General features: G+C 60.6%; 11 protein-coding genes and 1 pseudogene. 6 read left to right on the top strand and 6 right to left on the bottom strand.

Annotated elements, in window-relative coordinates; genetic code table 11:
* Window positions 1-45: 45 nt before the first annotated feature.
* Entirely contained in the window at window positions 46-1,635 is a 1,590-nt protein-coding gene (locus JQ580_RS09920) for a DUF6538 domain-containing protein (protein ID WP_212279735.1), read from the top strand.
* Window positions 1,636-1,771: 136 nt separating this feature from the next.
* On the opposite strand, the gene JQ580_RS09925 is transcribed toward JQ580_RS09920, so the two are convergent.
* Together JQ580_RS09925 and JQ580_RS09930 are read right to left on the bottom strand one after the other, a co-directional pair.
* Window positions 1,772-3,097 carry a primase-helicase family protein gene (locus JQ580_RS09925; RefSeq protein WP_212279736.1) on the bottom strand — a complete coding sequence of 442 codons (1,326 nt, stop codon included), beginning with the start codon at window positions 3,095-3,097 and terminating at the stop codon, window positions 1,772-1,774.
* Between the two features lies 1 nt (window position 3,098).
* Window positions 3,099-3,470, bottom strand: coding sequence for a hypothetical protein (locus JQ580_RS09930; RefSeq protein ID WP_212279738.1), 372 nt, complete (start codon window positions 3,468-3,470; stop codon window positions 3,099-3,101).
* A 937-nt stretch (window positions 3,471-4,407) separates the two neighbouring features.
* On the opposite strand from JQ580_RS09930, the pseudogene JQ580_RS09935 reads away from it, so the two are divergent.
* Both JQ580_RS09935 and JQ580_RS33780 read left to right on the top strand, forming a co-directional pair.
* Window positions 4,408-6,179 (top strand): annotated as a pseudogene (locus JQ580_RS09935) (caspase family protein).
* 72 nt (window positions 6,180-6,251) lie between these two features.
* The gene (locus tag JQ580_RS33780; RefSeq protein ID WP_249134076.1) at window positions 6,252-6,413 is read left to right on the top strand and encodes a hypothetical protein; all 162 of its coding nucleotides are present in this window, start codon (window positions 6,252-6,254) and stop codon (window positions 6,411-6,413) included.
* Between the two features lie 206 nt (window positions 6,414-6,619).
* Here the strand turns inward: JQ580_RS33780 and JQ580_RS09945 are convergent, their stop codons facing one another.
* Window positions 6,620-7,057, bottom strand: coding sequence for a hypothetical protein (locus tag JQ580_RS09945; protein ID WP_212279745.1), 438 nt, complete (start codon window positions 7,055-7,057; stop codon window positions 6,620-6,622).
* Between the two features lie 23 nt (window positions 7,058-7,080).
* Window positions 7,081-7,626, bottom strand: a complete 546-nt coding sequence (locus JQ580_RS09950) for a recombinase family protein (protein WP_212279746.1) — start codon at window positions 7,624-7,626, stop codon at window positions 7,081-7,083.
* 1,061 nt (window positions 7,627-8,687) lie between these two features.
* Between JQ580_RS09950 and JQ580_RS09955 the strand changes: the two genes are divergently transcribed.
* Window positions 8,688-10,034: a reverse transcriptase domain-containing protein gene (locus JQ580_RS09955; RefSeq protein WP_212279748.1), complete on the top strand. Its 1,347-nt coding sequence runs from the start codon at window positions 8,688-8,690 to the stop codon at window positions 10,032-10,034.
* Between the two features lie 368 nt (window positions 10,035-10,402).
* Here the strand turns inward: JQ580_RS09955 and JQ580_RS09960 are convergent, their stop codons facing one another.
* Window positions 10,403-10,888 (bottom strand): lysozyme inhibitor LprI family protein, encoded by a 486-nt coding sequence (locus JQ580_RS09960; RefSeq protein ID WP_212279750.1) that lies wholly within the window; start codon window positions 10,886-10,888, stop codon window positions 10,403-10,405.
* Window positions 10,889-11,013: 125 nt separating this feature from the next.
* Window positions 11,014-12,285 (bottom strand): MFS transporter, encoded by a 1,272-nt coding sequence (locus JQ580_RS09965; RefSeq protein WP_212279752.1) that lies wholly within the window; start codon window positions 12,283-12,285, stop codon window positions 11,014-11,016.
* A 415-nt stretch (window positions 12,286-12,700) separates the two neighbouring features.
* Between JQ580_RS09965 and JQ580_RS09970 the strand changes: the two genes are divergently transcribed.
* Together JQ580_RS09970 and JQ580_RS09975 are read left to right on the top strand one after the other, a co-directional pair.
* Window positions 12,701-14,218, top strand: a complete 1,518-nt coding sequence (locus JQ580_RS09970; protein ID WP_249134077.1) for a YadA family autotransporter adhesin — start codon at window positions 12,701-12,703, stop codon at window positions 14,216-14,218.
* Between the two features lie 20 nt (window positions 14,219-14,238).
* Window positions 14,239-14,793, top strand: a complete 555-nt coding sequence (locus tag JQ580_RS09975; RefSeq protein WP_249134078.1) for a hypothetical protein — start codon at window positions 14,239-14,241, stop codon at window positions 14,791-14,793.
* Window positions 14,794-14,831 lie beyond the last annotated feature (38 nt).

The raw sequence follows: 14,831 nt of genomic DNA on the forward strand, positions 1-14,831 counted from the left end.
AACTGATTGTTTTCGGTCGCCCGTTGGTACAAACGGGTGGTACAAATGGTTCTCTCGATGTCTCGACCTTGGAAGCACCCAGTCACGGGTGTGTACTATTTCCGCAAGATCGTTCCTGCTGGCGTCCGGGCGTTGGTCGGCAAGCGCGAGTGGAAGATTTCTCTCGCGACCAAAGACCCTGATGAGGCTCGCAGCAAACACGCTGTCGAAGCGGTGCGTGTCTCGCAGGAATTGACCGTCCTGCGTCTGCGGCTCGCTGCGCTATCCGCTCCTCCGCTGCCCGAACTCGATGCGGAGACCATCAAGCGGGTTGGGGATGCCTACTATGTCCACCTTCTGGAGGAGGACGAGGAACGGCGGGTTGAGGGCTTCCGAACGCCAGAGCGCATCCCCTACGATCCCACGCCCACCTTTGAAGAATACGTCGCCGACGGTGCCGAATTGCTGGCCATCGACCGGGACGGTCATGCGAGGGGCGAGGTGGGTGCTTTCTATATGGGCGAGGTTGATGAGGTTTTGTCGTGGGATGGTTTCGACATCAGGCTTGATCCTGCCTCACCTAGCCGCAAGCGGGTCGCTCGCGAACTCCAAGCCGCCGCCATCCGCGCTGCCAAGGCCAAGGAGGAACGCCACAAGGGCGAGCCGATAGCGACACCGGCCTATCCGCCGCCGTTGCAGAAGCCCGCCCCGGCTGGCTCTCTCATTGCGACTCAACCTCTGCTGACGCTGTTCGCAGATTGGTGGCGAGAGGCAAAGGCGACAGGTCGCAAGGCCAGCACCCACGACAACTACCGCAACACCATGAACACCTTCATCGCGTTTCTCGGCCACGATGATGCAGCGAAGGTCACGGAGGATGATGTCATCCGCTTCAAGGATCATCGTCTGTCCGTCGTTTCTGCGAAGACGGTCAAGGACGGCGATCTGGCGGCGCTCAAGTCCGTTCTGGGATGGGGCAAGGCCAACCGCCGCTTGGTTCTAAACGCAGCCGAAGGGATCACGCTCAAGCTCGGAAAGCGCCCGCAGCTGCGTCCGAAGGGTTTCACAGCCGATGAGGCTCGTGATCTGCTCAAAGCTGCTGACAACTGCCCGCAGAACCCACGGGAAAGGTCCAAGCTGTATCTGTCCAAGCGTTGGATACCTTGGCTCTGCGCCTACACCGGCGCTCGCGTCGGGGAAATGATCCAGCTTCGCAAGCAGGATGTTCGGTTTGAGGATGGCCACTACGTTGCCACCATCACGCCAGAAGCCGGAACTGAGAAGAACAACCTCGCGCGGGATGTCGTTCTCCATCCTCATCTCATCGAGAAGGGTTTCCCGGACCTGTTGGCATCGTCGCAGGGCGGCTATCTCTTCATCGACCCGACAGACTCCGCCCGCATCCTGAACACGCTCAAGAGCCGCAGAAACGATCTGGCCGAGTTCGCGAGAGAGACCATCACCGACACGCGGGTGAAACCTAACCACGGTTGGCGACACCGGCACACGACAGTGTGGCTGGAAGCTGGTCTCTCGGATCGTGTGAAGGACTACATTCAGGGTCGCCCGCCCAAGACAGTAGGCGATACCTACGGCGACGTGACGATCAAGGCTCAGATCGTAAACCTCGCCAGCTTTCCGCAACAGGGGGTCTGATACTGTCGATTTGGTCGGGCATCTACCCGGCCAGCGATCTTCCCGACCAGCGAGCCGGGCGGCGCTTTTCCCGATAAAATCGACATTTTGCGATGTTGGCCGGGATGACCGAGTACCTTGAGAAAAGTCTCCCTGCTCAGAACTCGGTGGGCTCACCGTGGATGGGCCAATCCGGCAGCCGGTGAACACGGGCTCGCTTCCCGTTCACCATGGCTCGCATCGGCGCAACGCCAGCCGCCTTGAGCGCCAAGCCAACCTCCTTCACACTCTTGGCTTGCGCCGCGAACCCTTCCAAGGCCAATTGACGCTGGAGTGCATCCATCGTGAACTCCCGCCCCAACGTTGCAAGCAGATGCCCACTACGGACCGTCGCCTCCAGATAGTGCCGGAGGGGTCCGCCGCTCATCTCCATTGCTTCCCTCTTGTGCGAGGTCACGGGCGGCGCAGCATACGGCTTGAAGTTCGCAATATCCCGACGCTTCAACCACCAATAGATAGCGGCCATACCCGCGTCGCTGGCGATGAAGCTGTTCAAGCCTTCATAGTATTCCGGGTCTCGCGGTGTAGCCTTGCTGTCAAAGACGAAGTAGCGGCGATCTCCCTCCTCGATGTCGATCGGTGCGGACTGGTTCGAGAATAGGATCAACCTCGCGAAGTTCTTCACCACCAATTGAGGCCCATACTTGATGTTCACGCTCACCGTAGGCTCAGTCAGGATAGGTTTGAGCCGGTTCGCCAAGTCGGTGTTGCCGTGCTCGTAGACCTCGTCCACTTGGATAACCAGCTTGCCGACGAGCCAGCCATCGAATTGGCTTTTCAGGTCCTTAGACTGGGCGACACTGCTGTTCCGTTCCCCAGCTAATCTACGAATGATCGTGCCGAGCGTGGACTTGCCTATACCTTTCGACTCGCTTGTAAGTAGGATTGCATGATTGACCCGCTCGTCTGGGCGTTGAACGAGGTGCGCGAGGAAGTCAAAGATGTGTTCCATTGCCCGCTGGTCCGCCTCAAACAGATAACGGACCAGCTCGGTGAATGCCGCCGGCTCTTGCTGCGAGGGTAGCTGCTCCCAGCGAGGTGCCTGCCAGATATTCAGAACCGATCTACCGAGGTCGTCTTTGCAATCGGGAGGTTTACCCGGCATGAACTCCACCCGCTCGGCAAGAGGGACACCGATGTCGAGCGACGGATCGTCCCATGCCGCGATGATGTCCTCCATCCGAAGGAAGTACAGCCGTTCGCCCTTGTCATTACGATACCGAAACGAATGCGTGGAGCGTGACACGCGATTGAAGGTCTTGTCGTCCATGGGAGCGGAGGCAGGGTCATGACGGTAGATCATGCCGCCGTGCTGAGCCGTCCAAGCAAACTTGGATGCCAACTCTTTGCGAACGCGCTCGCACTCTCGGTCAAATTCGGGGCTGCCCTCGATAGGCAGAACAGCGCTCGTTGAAGCTGACATTTCACTTCACCTCCCCAAGCGCCGCGTAATAGGCCAGCCGCTCCTTGCGCTGCTCCTCCTCTTCTCGCCGTTCGAGCTGCGCCACCCGTACTCCAGCGGGGCCGAACAGTCGCACTAGTAGGCTGCTCAGATACTCGGCGGTTTTCGGTTCCAACTCTTTCATGGCTCGCCGATCCCGACCGTCGCTGGCACCGCTCCAGTGGGAGAAGCTAGTGCCGGAGAGGCTCCGCACCCGCCTGACAAGCTGAGTGCGGAAGCCCATCTCGTTCTTGAACAGGCGAGGGTCGTAATCCTGGAGCAGATACATCGCGATCACGGTGACAGCGACATCCCGTCCTGACGCTGTGTCGGCCAGTCGAACGAGTTCCTTCATCCCCGCTCGCACGTAGCGGACAATCGTTTTGGGAAGTTCGGCTCGCCAATTAGCGGTTACGATGTCCCATCGCTGGTCACAGATGGACCAGAGTTTGGCCTCTGGCTGTTTCGCGATCCTCGCTTGAACCTTCTCGATGAACGGTTTCAGGTCGGACTTGCTGATAGTCCGCTGTTCTTCATGGCCGTGACGGCGCTTTCGGGACCTGTGCTTAGAGCAGAGCAGTGAGTGACCGGCGCGAGTTTTCGCGCAGCCGTTCACACGGCAGCGTGGGGACATTGTCGTTCCTGATACAGTTCTGATTTCTGCGGCCATCCCCCAACAGACAGACGCTAGCTGCTGTGGTCAGACGCATCGCGGCCAAGACAAGCCCGGGTCGAGCAAGTTCGGCGCGGACAGCTTCTCCATTCAGCCTATGGCGAAAATGAGACGCAACTTTCCGTAAGTCATTGAAATTATTGCCATCTATCCACATGTGGATAGGTCGCTCACCGTGAAGATCGACGGGTCGCAACGATCTGATGCAGCATCTCTCCCTACGTTGCTCCGGTTCGGGGCTGTTTTTCCCGGCTGCTGCGACTGCCTTTTTTTAATGCACCGATGGTCTACTTCTGTACATAGGTACGGCCTTCGGAATAGGTTAACCCATGTCGGACTCAGGCAAAGCTGATCTCGCACCCCGGCCCCCGCAGCTAGGGCCGCCGTGCCCGAAGTGCGAAATGCCTTCGCGCTACACAACATCGATCCTCGACGTGAAGCAGGACAGATTGGTGCCGATCTATCGGTGCTATGACTGCCGCGAGGACGTTTGGGCGTAAGAGAGAGCGGGTCCTGTTACTGCGGTAAGCCGCCTTTCCTTGGTGATCGGGGTCACAGACCGAACACTTGCCTTTCAGAAAGCTCTGAATAGGCTGCACACTTGTTGCCGGGGACTGTGATGGGCACTTTTCGTTGGTTCTTTCTGATCATTTTCATTGGGCTGATGTGCGGGTCGGCCCACGCCGAGCGCCGGGTCGCGCTGGTCATAGGCAACTCGGCTTACAAGAGCGTTCCGAAGCTCTCTAACCCTGCTAACGATGCCGCCCTGGTCGGAGGCATGTTCAAGAAGGCCGGGTTCGACTGGATCGACATCAGGACCGATCTTAACGCTTCCGAGATGCGCAAAGCCCTGCGTGAGTTCGGCGGCAGGACGCGAGATGCTGAGGTTGCCGTGATCTACTACGCGGGCCATGGCATCGAACTGGATGGCACCAACTACCTCATTCCGACCGATGCGGCTCTAGAGACCGATGCTGACGTTCTTGATGAGACCGTAGCATTGGATCGGGCGCTGTTCGCAGTTGAGCCTGCCAAGCAACTACGATTGATCATCCTCGATGCTTGCCGGGACAATCCCTTCGCCAAGACCATGAAGCGGACAGTTGCTGCCCGTGCCATCGGTCGCGGCCTCGCCAAGGTCGAGCCGACAAGCCCCAACACGATGATCGCATTCGCAGCGAAGGCTGGCTCTACCGCCTCCGATGGCGACAGCAAGAACAGCCCATTTGCCGCAGCCCTTGTCGAGCGGCTGCCGACGCCCGGTCTGGATTTGCGCAAGGCGTTCGGCTTTGTCCGCGACGATGTGTTGAAGAACACCAGCTATAAGCAGGAACCGTATGTCTACGGCTCCCTTGGCGGTGATGACGTGGCGTTGGTCGCTGCGAAGCCGACAGCAACCGGGCCTCAGGCAAGTCCCGATGATGCCATTCGTCGCAACTATGAGCTTGCCCTGCAACTCGGCACCCGCGATGGCTGGAACGTCTTCCTCGCTCAATACCCGGATGGCTTCTATGCCGGGCTGGCGAAGGGCCAACTCAATAAGATCGCGGCGGAGGAAACCCGCGCAGCAGCGGTCGAGAAAGCTCGGCAGGCCGAAGATGAAAAGGCCCGGCTCGCCGCTGACCGTGCCAAGAAGACCGATCAGGACAAGGCCGCTGCCGCTGCCAAAGCTGCTGAGGATGCGCGACTGGCCGCTGAGAAGGCCAAACAAGTTGAGGAAGCGAAAGCCGCCGCCGCCGAACAGCGCCGCAAGGAGATTGAGGCCGCTGTTGCCAAAGCTCTGGCCGAGAGGCAGGCCGCAGAGAAGAAAGTCGGCTCCGAAACTGACCAGAAGCTTGCCGCCCTGCCATCGCCCGCAACATCGCCCGAACCCACGCAGTCGCCGCAAGAACTCGCTAAGGCGGTTCAGTCCGAACTCAAGCGGGTCGTTGTCTTGCGAGTGCGGAGAACGGTGAGTGGAGCGCCAAGTCTCAGCGCTCCCTGACCCTGTTCAACAAGTACGCCGGAACGAAGCTCAACACTGCTCTTGCAAGCTCCGATGCGTTGGATGCGATCAAGGCCAAGTCAGGCCGCGTTTGCCCGTTGGTCTGTGACCATGGTTTCAGAGCCGATGGAGATGCCTGCGTGAAGATCGCGTGTCGCGCAGGCTATCGGGTCAACGATGATAACGAATGCGAGAAGGTGCAGGACAAGAAACCTGTCGCGACACGCGAAGATGCAAAAAAACGAGACACGGAACGGAAGCAGGGTGAAGCCGCGCCCACAAAGCCGGCCGCATCTGGTCAAATCATTTGCGGTGCGGCGGGCTGTCGCCCCGTGAGATCGGGTTGTCGGCTATCGCGAGACCCGAGGGCCAATCTGGCGTCCAACCAGATAGAAGTGTGCGACTGACGTTTACAACTCGGAACTTTGCCAACGCCCCATCGTTCCTCGCTTGGCGAGGCGTGAAGGTTGGCGGTGGCTATGAAATGGATGTTGGTGGTCTTGGTCGGCGGTGTCTCGCCCGTCAACACCGATCTGGTCTTTGACAAGTTCAGCGATTGTCTAGCCGCTGAGGAGCAGATGCGGCAGCACTATGCTGATGCTTTCGAGACGTGGGACCGCATTGGCAGCTGCAAGGATTGACCGGCGCAGGGACTACAAGAAGGCTCGCGAGGTTGAGGCCAAGCGACTGCTAGGTAACGTGGGGACGTGTGTTCCACATGGCGGCGGCGAACAACAGCCGGTTACAACGCCGCAGCCGCAATCTCCCGCCCCGTCGGCACAGCAACCAACCGCGACACCGTCGCCTCAGCCAACGCCGCGAAGCTAAGGATAAGCCTCACGGCGGTTTAGGCCGTCCTCCCGCGCATTAGGCTGACCTTCCATGTGATCTTGAACTGCTCTCCCGGCTGTTCATGCAGTTGAAAGGCACAGTGCATGTTCGCGTGGCCGATCAGATCGCCGTAGATGCCGTCATCGAGCTTTGTTGTGAAGACCCGCCAGAGCATGGCGATAGTCTGAATGTTGTTCCCTGTGCTGTCGGAGGACATGCCGTCGTCGTTGACGCTGGCAATGACGCCATCAGCGAAGGTGCCCAACTCCGCATCCGGCATCATGCTGTCCCGCAACTTCGGGAGCATGTGGAGAACACCATCCTTTTGCGAGGGTGTCCCGTGCCAGTTGAGAACGAGCTTGTCACCAATCGTGGCCGTGACATTGCCGGTGTTCGTTGCGCCTGCCGTGAATGACTCGCGCATCTTTCGGACCTTACGGAATAGACCAAACATCAAACCCCTCCCACGGAGGCCGGTCAGTCTGCGTTCATAGCCTTGTAGATCGCGCCCCGTGAACACCCAAGCTGTTTCGCGATGGCAGTTGCGCCAAGTCCTTGAGAGCGCAGCGTCCTGATCTGGTTATGATCGAGGCTGACCGGCCTACCCTTATAAATGCCCTTCGCCTTGGCCTTGGCGATGCCAGCGGCCTGCCGCTCCTTGATGAACCCCAACTCCATCTCAGCCACCATGCCGAGCACGGTCAGCACCATACGGCCTAGCGGCCCCGCTGTGCTGACTTCCGGCTCAAGGATGCGCAGCGAGGCGCCCTTCTGATCAAGCTCATGGACGAGGTTGAGCACGTCACGGGTGGAGCGGCCAAGCCGGTCAAGCTTCACTACGACCAGCGTGTCGCCGGGTCTGATGAAGTCGAGAATGGTCTCCAACTCGGTGCGGGCTTCCCGGCTCCTACCTGAGACCTTCTCCTGCCTGACGATGTCACAGCCAGCGGCCTTGAGCCGTTCGAGTTGGGTGTCGGTGTTCTGGTCGGTCGTGGAGACGCGGGCGTAACCGATGAGGGACATGGGCCTTCCTGTTCACGATGGGTGTACCCTCAGTGACCACTCAAATCACTACATTTTGGTGTTCACTATGGGTCATTTCATACATTAATGCACGAATGTCTCCCATCATCAAGACCTATAATGAACGGGAGCGCTCTCCTTCACCGTTGAGGCGGCGTCCTTGACCGAACCACTTTTCCTGCAAGCCATGGCCACGCGCCCTTGCTTGTTCACTGAAATGCTTTCGGCCGAGACGGAGCCGGGCCAAGGGGGAGACCGCCACATGCTGCTCATGACATGAGGCAACGGATTTTTTCACAGTTTTTCAAAGGCCGGACCATGCTCGAACATGGTGGACAGGCCCTCGCACCCCGTCGACGCGCTGTGCACAGCGGTTATCATCGCGAGTGTTCGCGACTGATTCCCGTCGAGTCAAGGCGTAACACACTATGTGGGGAAGTCTTCGGCGTGAGCTACACCATGTTGTGTAGTGGAACCGATTTTGTTAGATTCCGATTCGTCGAATCCACTCGCTTCTGGGTGCCGGGCTCGGTCTGAGCGTCGGTCTACCTGGGGGTGAGGTCCGGGTGGCTGTTGCTACTTCGGATCAGGTCGCACCCGAGGGATGCACACTGCGCCTTCGGAGCCTTGGGGATCGGACTTCGCTCTCGGCGGAATGGAAGCTGACCGGAGCCCTCACTGTTACGGGGACCTATCGGACGGTTGGTAGCATTTCTTTCTCTGCCGGAGTGGAGGGTCGCGGACGATCCTTGACGAACGCCGCCAAAAAGCTAGGCGGAACTCAGAGGAGCGTCGGATGACCGACACATGCAAAAAGATGCCAACTCGTTGGCGTCCGCTACGGCTGCGATCTGCTTCGCAGCGCTGGTCCACTCGCTTCTGGGTGCCGGGCTCGGTCTGAGCGTCGGTCTACCTGGGGGTGAGGTCCGGGTGGCTGTTGCTACTTCGGATCAGGTCGCACCCGAGGGATGCACACTGCGCCTTCGGAGCCTTGGGGATCGGACTTAAAGCTCTGGCCGAGGGCGGGCGAACCGATAGGCCCTCACACCACAGGCGCTTGGATGTCCGACGATCTTTACAAGAGGCTTAGGTCGCGGGAAGTGCTTCATCGCGCTTGGGGGGCCGTGAAGCAGAGCGGGTTATCGTCACCAAGCGATGCGACGGTGAGCGCGATCAAACTCTACGATGAGGATTGGGTCGCTCATCTCGAACGGATCAGCAAGCGACTCCGCAATGGGACCTTCCGATTTGATGGCGAGGAAGGCATTACCCTCCCCAAAGGAAAGGGCAAGGGACTTCGTCCGGTCGTGATGGCTCCTATCGACAATAGGGTGGTCCGTCGAGCGATGCTTGAGGTCCTACAAGGATACGGCACTGAAAGCGTTCCACGCCGGAAGCGGTGGCCCGGCATTCCTGAAATAGTCCGCATAATGGATACGCGGACAAGCGTTGGTGGCATAAAAAAGCGGGGGGTGCCCCATGGGTTATCATTGATTGACGAGGCCGTTCGGTCCGGCAAATGCTGGTTCGTAAGGTCCGATATCAAGAATTTTTTTACTCGCATACCATTGGTCCTCGTGAACAACTTCATCGCAGATGCGGTTCCAGACCGACGCTTCACCGATCTTTTTGAAGATGCTCTGAGAACCAACCTTGTGAACAAGGTCGCGCTTGAGGAGCGTAACCACTTCATACTATTCCCAGATGCAGACGTAGGAGTTGCACAAGGGTCTGCGTTGTCTGCACTCGCAGCCAACATAGCGCTTCACGGCTTTGACGAGCAGATGAACGGGCGCGGGATCGTTTGTATTCGCTACATCGATGACTTCATCATGCTCGGCCCGAGCCGGGCGAAAGTGATGGCGGCCTATGCATCAGCGAAGCAATGGCTGAGATCGATGGGGATGGATGTGTACGATCCGACCGATGCTGCGGCTCGACGCGCTGGAAAAGTTGACGACGGGAACATTCACGATGGGACGGATGTGCTGGGGTATAGGATTTCCGCAGCATCTCGGCAGCCTTCCTCTGCGGCCACGGCGGCCTTTCTGAGCAAATGCGACAAGCTCGTGTATCAAGCGAAATCGGAAATGAGGCGAGCTGCGGCTGGGAAATCGGCCTCGCACGTTCTTCGCTACCATCAGGCTATGGTCATGTTACACAAGACCATCTGGGGCTGGTCCCAAGCCTTTCGGCATACCACCGCCACTCAGGTGTTCCGAGCGCTCGACCAAGAGATTGAGCGCCGCATCCACGAGCTACGCAAGTTTGCATACGTCGTCACGCAGGGCGTTCCTGATGAGGTACGCCGGAGGGTAATGGGTGTCCATCTCCTCTCCGATACGGCTCCCCAACCTCTTCCTACAATCCCGCCTTACCAAGGCTCGGTCGAAGCCATTGTTGGCTAGGCGCGATTGACTTGGTACATTGAGCTGGTACAAAGCGCCCCAGCAGCGAACGAAAATCATCAGTGAATACAGTGGCCCGTTGGACGATGAGCCTAATCCTTTCCTGGGCACCACCTCCTGCTCAAGCGATTGAATCGCTTTTGCAGGGAATTTGAGCTGCTACGCAAAACCGAGGCACGGCGCTCACGACATCCCGAATGGCCTACATCGCGGGCTTTGTCAGTGGCTCAGGCAAGAGCCACGCGCCGACAGCCGTCGCCCGGGTACGAGGTGAGCCATAAACGACGTCCATCGCGCGCGGCCGAAGCCGTCGTCGCGATGGGGGGAAAGGCCGGCAAAGCTGATGACCCCAAATCGCCCAAGCGGTCTCAATGCTCGTTGACCGCAGCGCCGAGCTTGATCAGGCTCAGCGCGCGGTTCGCGGTCTCGCGCAGGCGGCAGTAGTTCGCGTCGCCCTTGTACATGCCGGGCTCGACCTTGTTGAAGACCACGCAGAAGCGATCACGCGACGCGGCGAAAGTTTTCTGCGAGTCATTGGTCGCCTTGATCACGTCGGCGAACCCGCCGGCCTGAACCTTTTTGAGCGCCTCACTGGTTTTCTGCGTCCAAACGGCGAGTTCGCGCGCCGCGCAGGCTTTCCATTTGGCGACGTCGTCATTCGCGCCGTCCGCCGCCTTGATGCAGGGGTCGGCGACGAGCCCGACGCATGCGCCGCCGAAATCGCCGACTTTCTCCACCTTCTTGAGGCAGGCATCGATCACTGCAAGGTCGGCGGGCGCCGTGCCTTGGGCGAAAGCCATCGATGCGAGCGGGAGACTTGCGGCGAACATTGCGGCGGCAAGTTTGAGCTTCATTGGAGACCTCCGTTCGGCGCATCCAACTTTGGTCACCGAAGGCCGAGCGTTGGTTCACCTGATTCGCAGACTTTGCTCAGCGAGATGTGACGCGATGTCCTCAAGGTCGGTTTCGGCCTTTCACATCACACCACGCTTTTCCCAGCCCGCTCCGCCACCGCCTTCTGCACGAAATACATCGCCACCAGCGTGACGATCGTCGTCGTGACGACGACGTAGCCGATCCGGTCGAAATGGAGCAGCGAGCCGTCGGGCGCTTGCGCGATGATCGCGCCGGCGAGCACCGAGCCGAGCCCGCCGGAGAGCTGTTGCAGCGAGGCGCTCACCGCGCTGAAGGAGCCGCGCTGGTCGGGATCGGGGATTGCCGACATCAGGGCCTGCGAGGGGATCATGCGCGAGAAGATGCCGACGAACATCAGCACGTTGACGATGATCGCGGTCGCGAGCGAGACGTGGCCGAGATGGGTGTAGATCAGCACCATGACGACGGTCATCGCGCATCCGAACACGAAAGTCGGATATTTGCCGAACGCGTCGCTGGCACGGCCGACCAAGGGCCCCGTGACGATGCTGAACAGGCCGGAGACCAGGTAGATCGTCGGCAGATGCGTGATGTCGATGCCGAGATTGTGCACGGTGAAGGCGCTCGAGAACGGCATCAGCATGTAGCCGCCGGTCGCCAGCAGCGTCGTGACGAAGAAGGCCAGCGTGTAGCGCGGCTGAGCGATCGTCGCGACCAGATGGTGGAACGGGTTTCTGTCCTGCTTCAGCTTCAGGTGCGCGTCGACCGGCTCCATGACGAAGGCGATGATGACGATCGCTGCGATCGACACGATCACGATCGCGATGAAGCAGACATGCCAGCTCCAGTGATTGGCGAGGAACAGTCCGGCGGGAATGCCGAGCACCTGGCTCGCGGCGAACGCGGTCTGGATGAATCCCATCACGCGGCCGCGCAAATGCAGCGCGAACAGATCGGTGACGATCGCCAGCACCACCGCGCCGATCACGCCGCCGAACAATCCGGTCACGATCCGGCCCATCAGCAGCACGTGATAGTTCGGTGCCGCCGCGCACAGCATGGTGCCGAGCGTGAAGCCGACATAGAAGAACAACAGCAGGCGCTTGCGGTCGAACCGATCGGCAAAGCCGGCGGCGAGGATGCCCGACAGCCCGGCGCTGAAGGCATAGGCGGACACCGCGACGCCGAATTGCGTGGCCGTGATGTTGAGCGCGGGCATCAGGATGGCGCCGAGCGGCGACATGATGATGAAGTCGAGGATGATCGTGAACTGCGTGAACGCGAGCAGCGCGATGAGGAGCGCCTGGTAGCGCGAGAAACCGCGCTGGCGTTCCGAAGGATCGTCGATCGGCGCGGCGAGCGTCTGTTCGGTCATGGATCTCGATTCATGTGTCGCGGGGGAGCAACCGGAAGATGGGGTGGGCACGCACGATGTCCACCGGCGAGCGCCACGGTTCCCGCCGAAATGGGCGGTTGGTGCGCCGTTGTGGGTTCCTTGCAACAGCCGGGCATTCGGCGAACCCGTCCGCCTCTTCGCGAAACGAGTGCGCGGACTGAGAAGCTGAGCCGTCGGGGCCGCCCCCCATGAATATGGGGGGACGACAGGCCGCGCAGGCTTTCGAGCATCGCGCGTCTTCCCAAAACCATGGGCCGCGTGCTTTGACAGGCATTAACGTCAATCGCGTCGGCAAGGCGGCGGCCTGGCTGGAAGTGAATTGGAGCTGGAGGACGGCGGTCTTCATTCTTCCTCGTCTTGCCGGTCGCAAGTTGGAAGACGGTGGGGAACGAACATGACGATTTCATCGCGAGCGCCAGCAACCGCTTTTCTTGCAGCGGCGTTCATTGCCGTGATCGCGGCCTGCGCCGGCGGACCGGAAGCCCGGGCTCAGTTCGTGTGTGTGGATGGTGCCGCGTCTGAGCAAGGCGCCACCGCGAGCGGATCAGCGGGCAATTTTGCCTGCGGGCCGTCCGCTTCCGCTGACGGCAACAGCAGCAACAACTCCGCGACCGGGACCGGCGCCAACGCCAGCGGCCACAGCAGCTCCAATATTGCGACCGGAAGCAATGCCAACGCCAGCGGCAACAACAGCTTCAACAGCGCGACCGGAGCGGGAGCCGTCGCCAGCGGTGAAGGCAGCAAAAACATCGCGTCCGGAAACAACGCGCAAGCCAGCGGCGACAACAGCACCAATATCGCGGCCGGCGCCGGAGCCAATGCCAGCGGCAACAACAGCGGCAATCTTGCGTCCGGGCTGACCGCCCTGGCCAACGGAGACAACAGCAGGAACGTTGCGACAGGGCGCAGTTCCAATGCCTCCGGCAACAACAGCAGAAATGTTGCGACCGGGTTTGTCGCCAAGGCTTACGGCGACGCCAGCGCCAACACCGCGACGGGGAGCAATGCCAACGCCATCGGTAACGGCAGCGCCAACATCGCGAGCGGCGTCAACTCCAATGCGAACGGCGACAACAGCTCCAATATCGCGACCGGCATGAATACCAACGCGAGCGGGTCCGGAAGCAATAACGTCGCCACCGGCAACGCCGCCATCGCATTTGGCGCCAACAGCTCCAACGCGGCGACCGGCTATCTGGCGAATGCCAACGGCGCCAATTCTAGGAATATCGCCAACGGTGCGCAATCCAATGCCAGCGGGACCGGCAGCTTCAACATTGCGGTCGGCAACGGCGCCAACGCGAGCGGGAACGGTGTTGCGAACACCGCGGTAGGCAACGGCTCCAACGCCACCGGCGCGAATTCCTCGGCCTTCGGCAATGGTGCCTCCGCAACCTTCGCCAACGCCACCGCGATCGGTAATGGCGCCACTGCGACGCGCGCGAACCAGCAGGTCTATGGCACCGCGAGCAATACCTACACGATGACAGGCGTCACCTCGGCCGCAAGCACGGCCGCGCAGTCCGGGCCGGTACAACTCGTCACGACGGATGGCGCCGGCAATCTCGCGGCCACGTCGCTCGGTGCGCTCGGGCTTGCGGGCTCCGCGGAGATCGCCAACATCAACAGCCAACTCGCGGGCATCGATGCCCGCCTCAACGACCTCGACGGCCGGACCGGCAAGGCGATCAACGGGGTCGCGATGGCTTTTGCGATGTCCGGCTCGCCTTGGCTCATGCCGTCCGAGAGGATCGCGATGAGCATGAACTGGGGCACCTTCCAGAACACCAATGCGCTCTCGATGAGTGCGGCGCTGCGCGTCAGCGCGCATGTCCAGGCCAGCGGCGGCCTGACCTACGGCACCAATGGCGGCGGATTGGGCGGCCGGGTCGGAATGCGCGTCGGCTGGTGATGGCGGGCCTCGGCAATTCGATGCGATTGATCGCACGGGCCGTGATGGCACTGACGCTGCTGCTGTGCTGCGGGAGTGACGGGGCGATGGCACAGCAGAAGACGCCCGTGCCGGCCCCGGCTGCCGCGCAGCCGTCGCTGCCCGTCACGCTGGAGCAGGCGCTCTATCTGATCCGCTCGACGCTGCTCACGCTCAACGATGCCAATCGCACCGGCAATTACACGGTGCTGCGCGACCTCGCCGCGCCCGACTTCCAGGCGCGCAACACCGCCGCCGATCTCGGGCTGAATTTTCTCGATCTGCGGCGTCGCAATTTCGATCTCTACGGCGCGGCATTGCTGGCGCCGCAATTCAGCGACGCACCCGCGCTCGACCAGCAGGGAATGCTGCGTCTTGCGGGTTACATTCCGACCCGGCCGCGGCAGATCCAGTTCGATCTCACATTTCAGACCGTGGCCGGGCAATGGCGCCTGTTCGCGATCGGCATCGCCACGCCGGAAGCCGCATCGTCACAGCCGCAAGCCCAGGCGACACCCGCGAAGCCGGCCGTGCCTGCACAGAGGAAGGCGCCGTGAGCGGCTTTTGGTTGATAACTCGTTGAAACATATTTGTT

Origin of the sequence: Bradyrhizobium sp. SZCCT0148 (assembly GCF_018129985.1) — a bacterium.
Lineage (GTDB): Bacteria > Pseudomonadota > Alphaproteobacteria > Rhizobiales > Xanthobacteraceae > Bradyrhizobium > Bradyrhizobium japonicum_H.

What these genes read in the sequence shown, in the direction of transcription:
- JQ580_RS09950 (WP_212279746.1), bottom strand. Translation starts at nt 7,626, where the DNA reads ATGTCCCTCATCGGTTACGCCCGCGTCTCCACGACCGACCAGAACACC.
- JQ580_RS09945 (WP_212279745.1), bottom strand. Translation starts at nt 7,057, where the DNA reads ATGTTTGGTCTATTCCGTAAGGTCCGAAAGATGCGCGAGTCATTCACG.
- JQ580_RS33780 (WP_249134076.1), top strand. Translation starts at nt 6,252, where the DNA reads ATGAAATGGATGTTGGTGGTCTTGGTCGGCGGTGTCTCGCCCGTCAAC.
- JQ580_RS09920 (WP_212279735.1), top strand. Translation starts at nt 46, where the DNA reads ATGGTTCTCTCGATGTCTCGACCTTGGAAGCACCCAGTCACGGGTGTG.
- JQ580_RS09960 (WP_212279750.1), bottom strand. Translation starts at nt 10,888, where the DNA reads ATGAAGCTCAAACTTGCCGCCGCAATGTTCGCCGCAAGTCTCCCGCTC.
- JQ580_RS09975 (WP_249134078.1), top strand. Translation starts at nt 14,239, where the DNA reads ATGCGATTGATCGCACGGGCCGTGATGGCACTGACGCTGCTGCTGTGC.
- JQ580_RS09970 (WP_249134077.1), top strand. Translation starts at nt 12,701, where the DNA reads ATGACGATTTCATCGCGAGCGCCAGCAACCGCTTTTCTTGCAGCGGCG.
- JQ580_RS09930 (WP_212279738.1), bottom strand. Translation starts at nt 3,470, where the DNA reads ATGAAGGAACTCGTTCGACTGGCCGACACAGCGTCAGGACGGGATGTC.
- JQ580_RS09965 (WP_212279752.1), bottom strand. Translation starts at nt 12,285, where the DNA reads ATGACCGAACAGACGCTCGCCGCGCCGATCGACGATCCTTCGGAACGC.
- JQ580_RS09925 (WP_212279736.1), bottom strand. Translation starts at nt 3,097, where the DNA reads ATGTCAGCTTCAACGAGCGCTGTTCTGCCTATCGAGGGCAGCCCCGAA.
- JQ580_RS09955 (WP_212279748.1), top strand. Translation starts at nt 8,688, where the DNA reads ATGTCCGACGATCTTTACAAGAGGCTTAGGTCGCGGGAAGTGCTTCAT.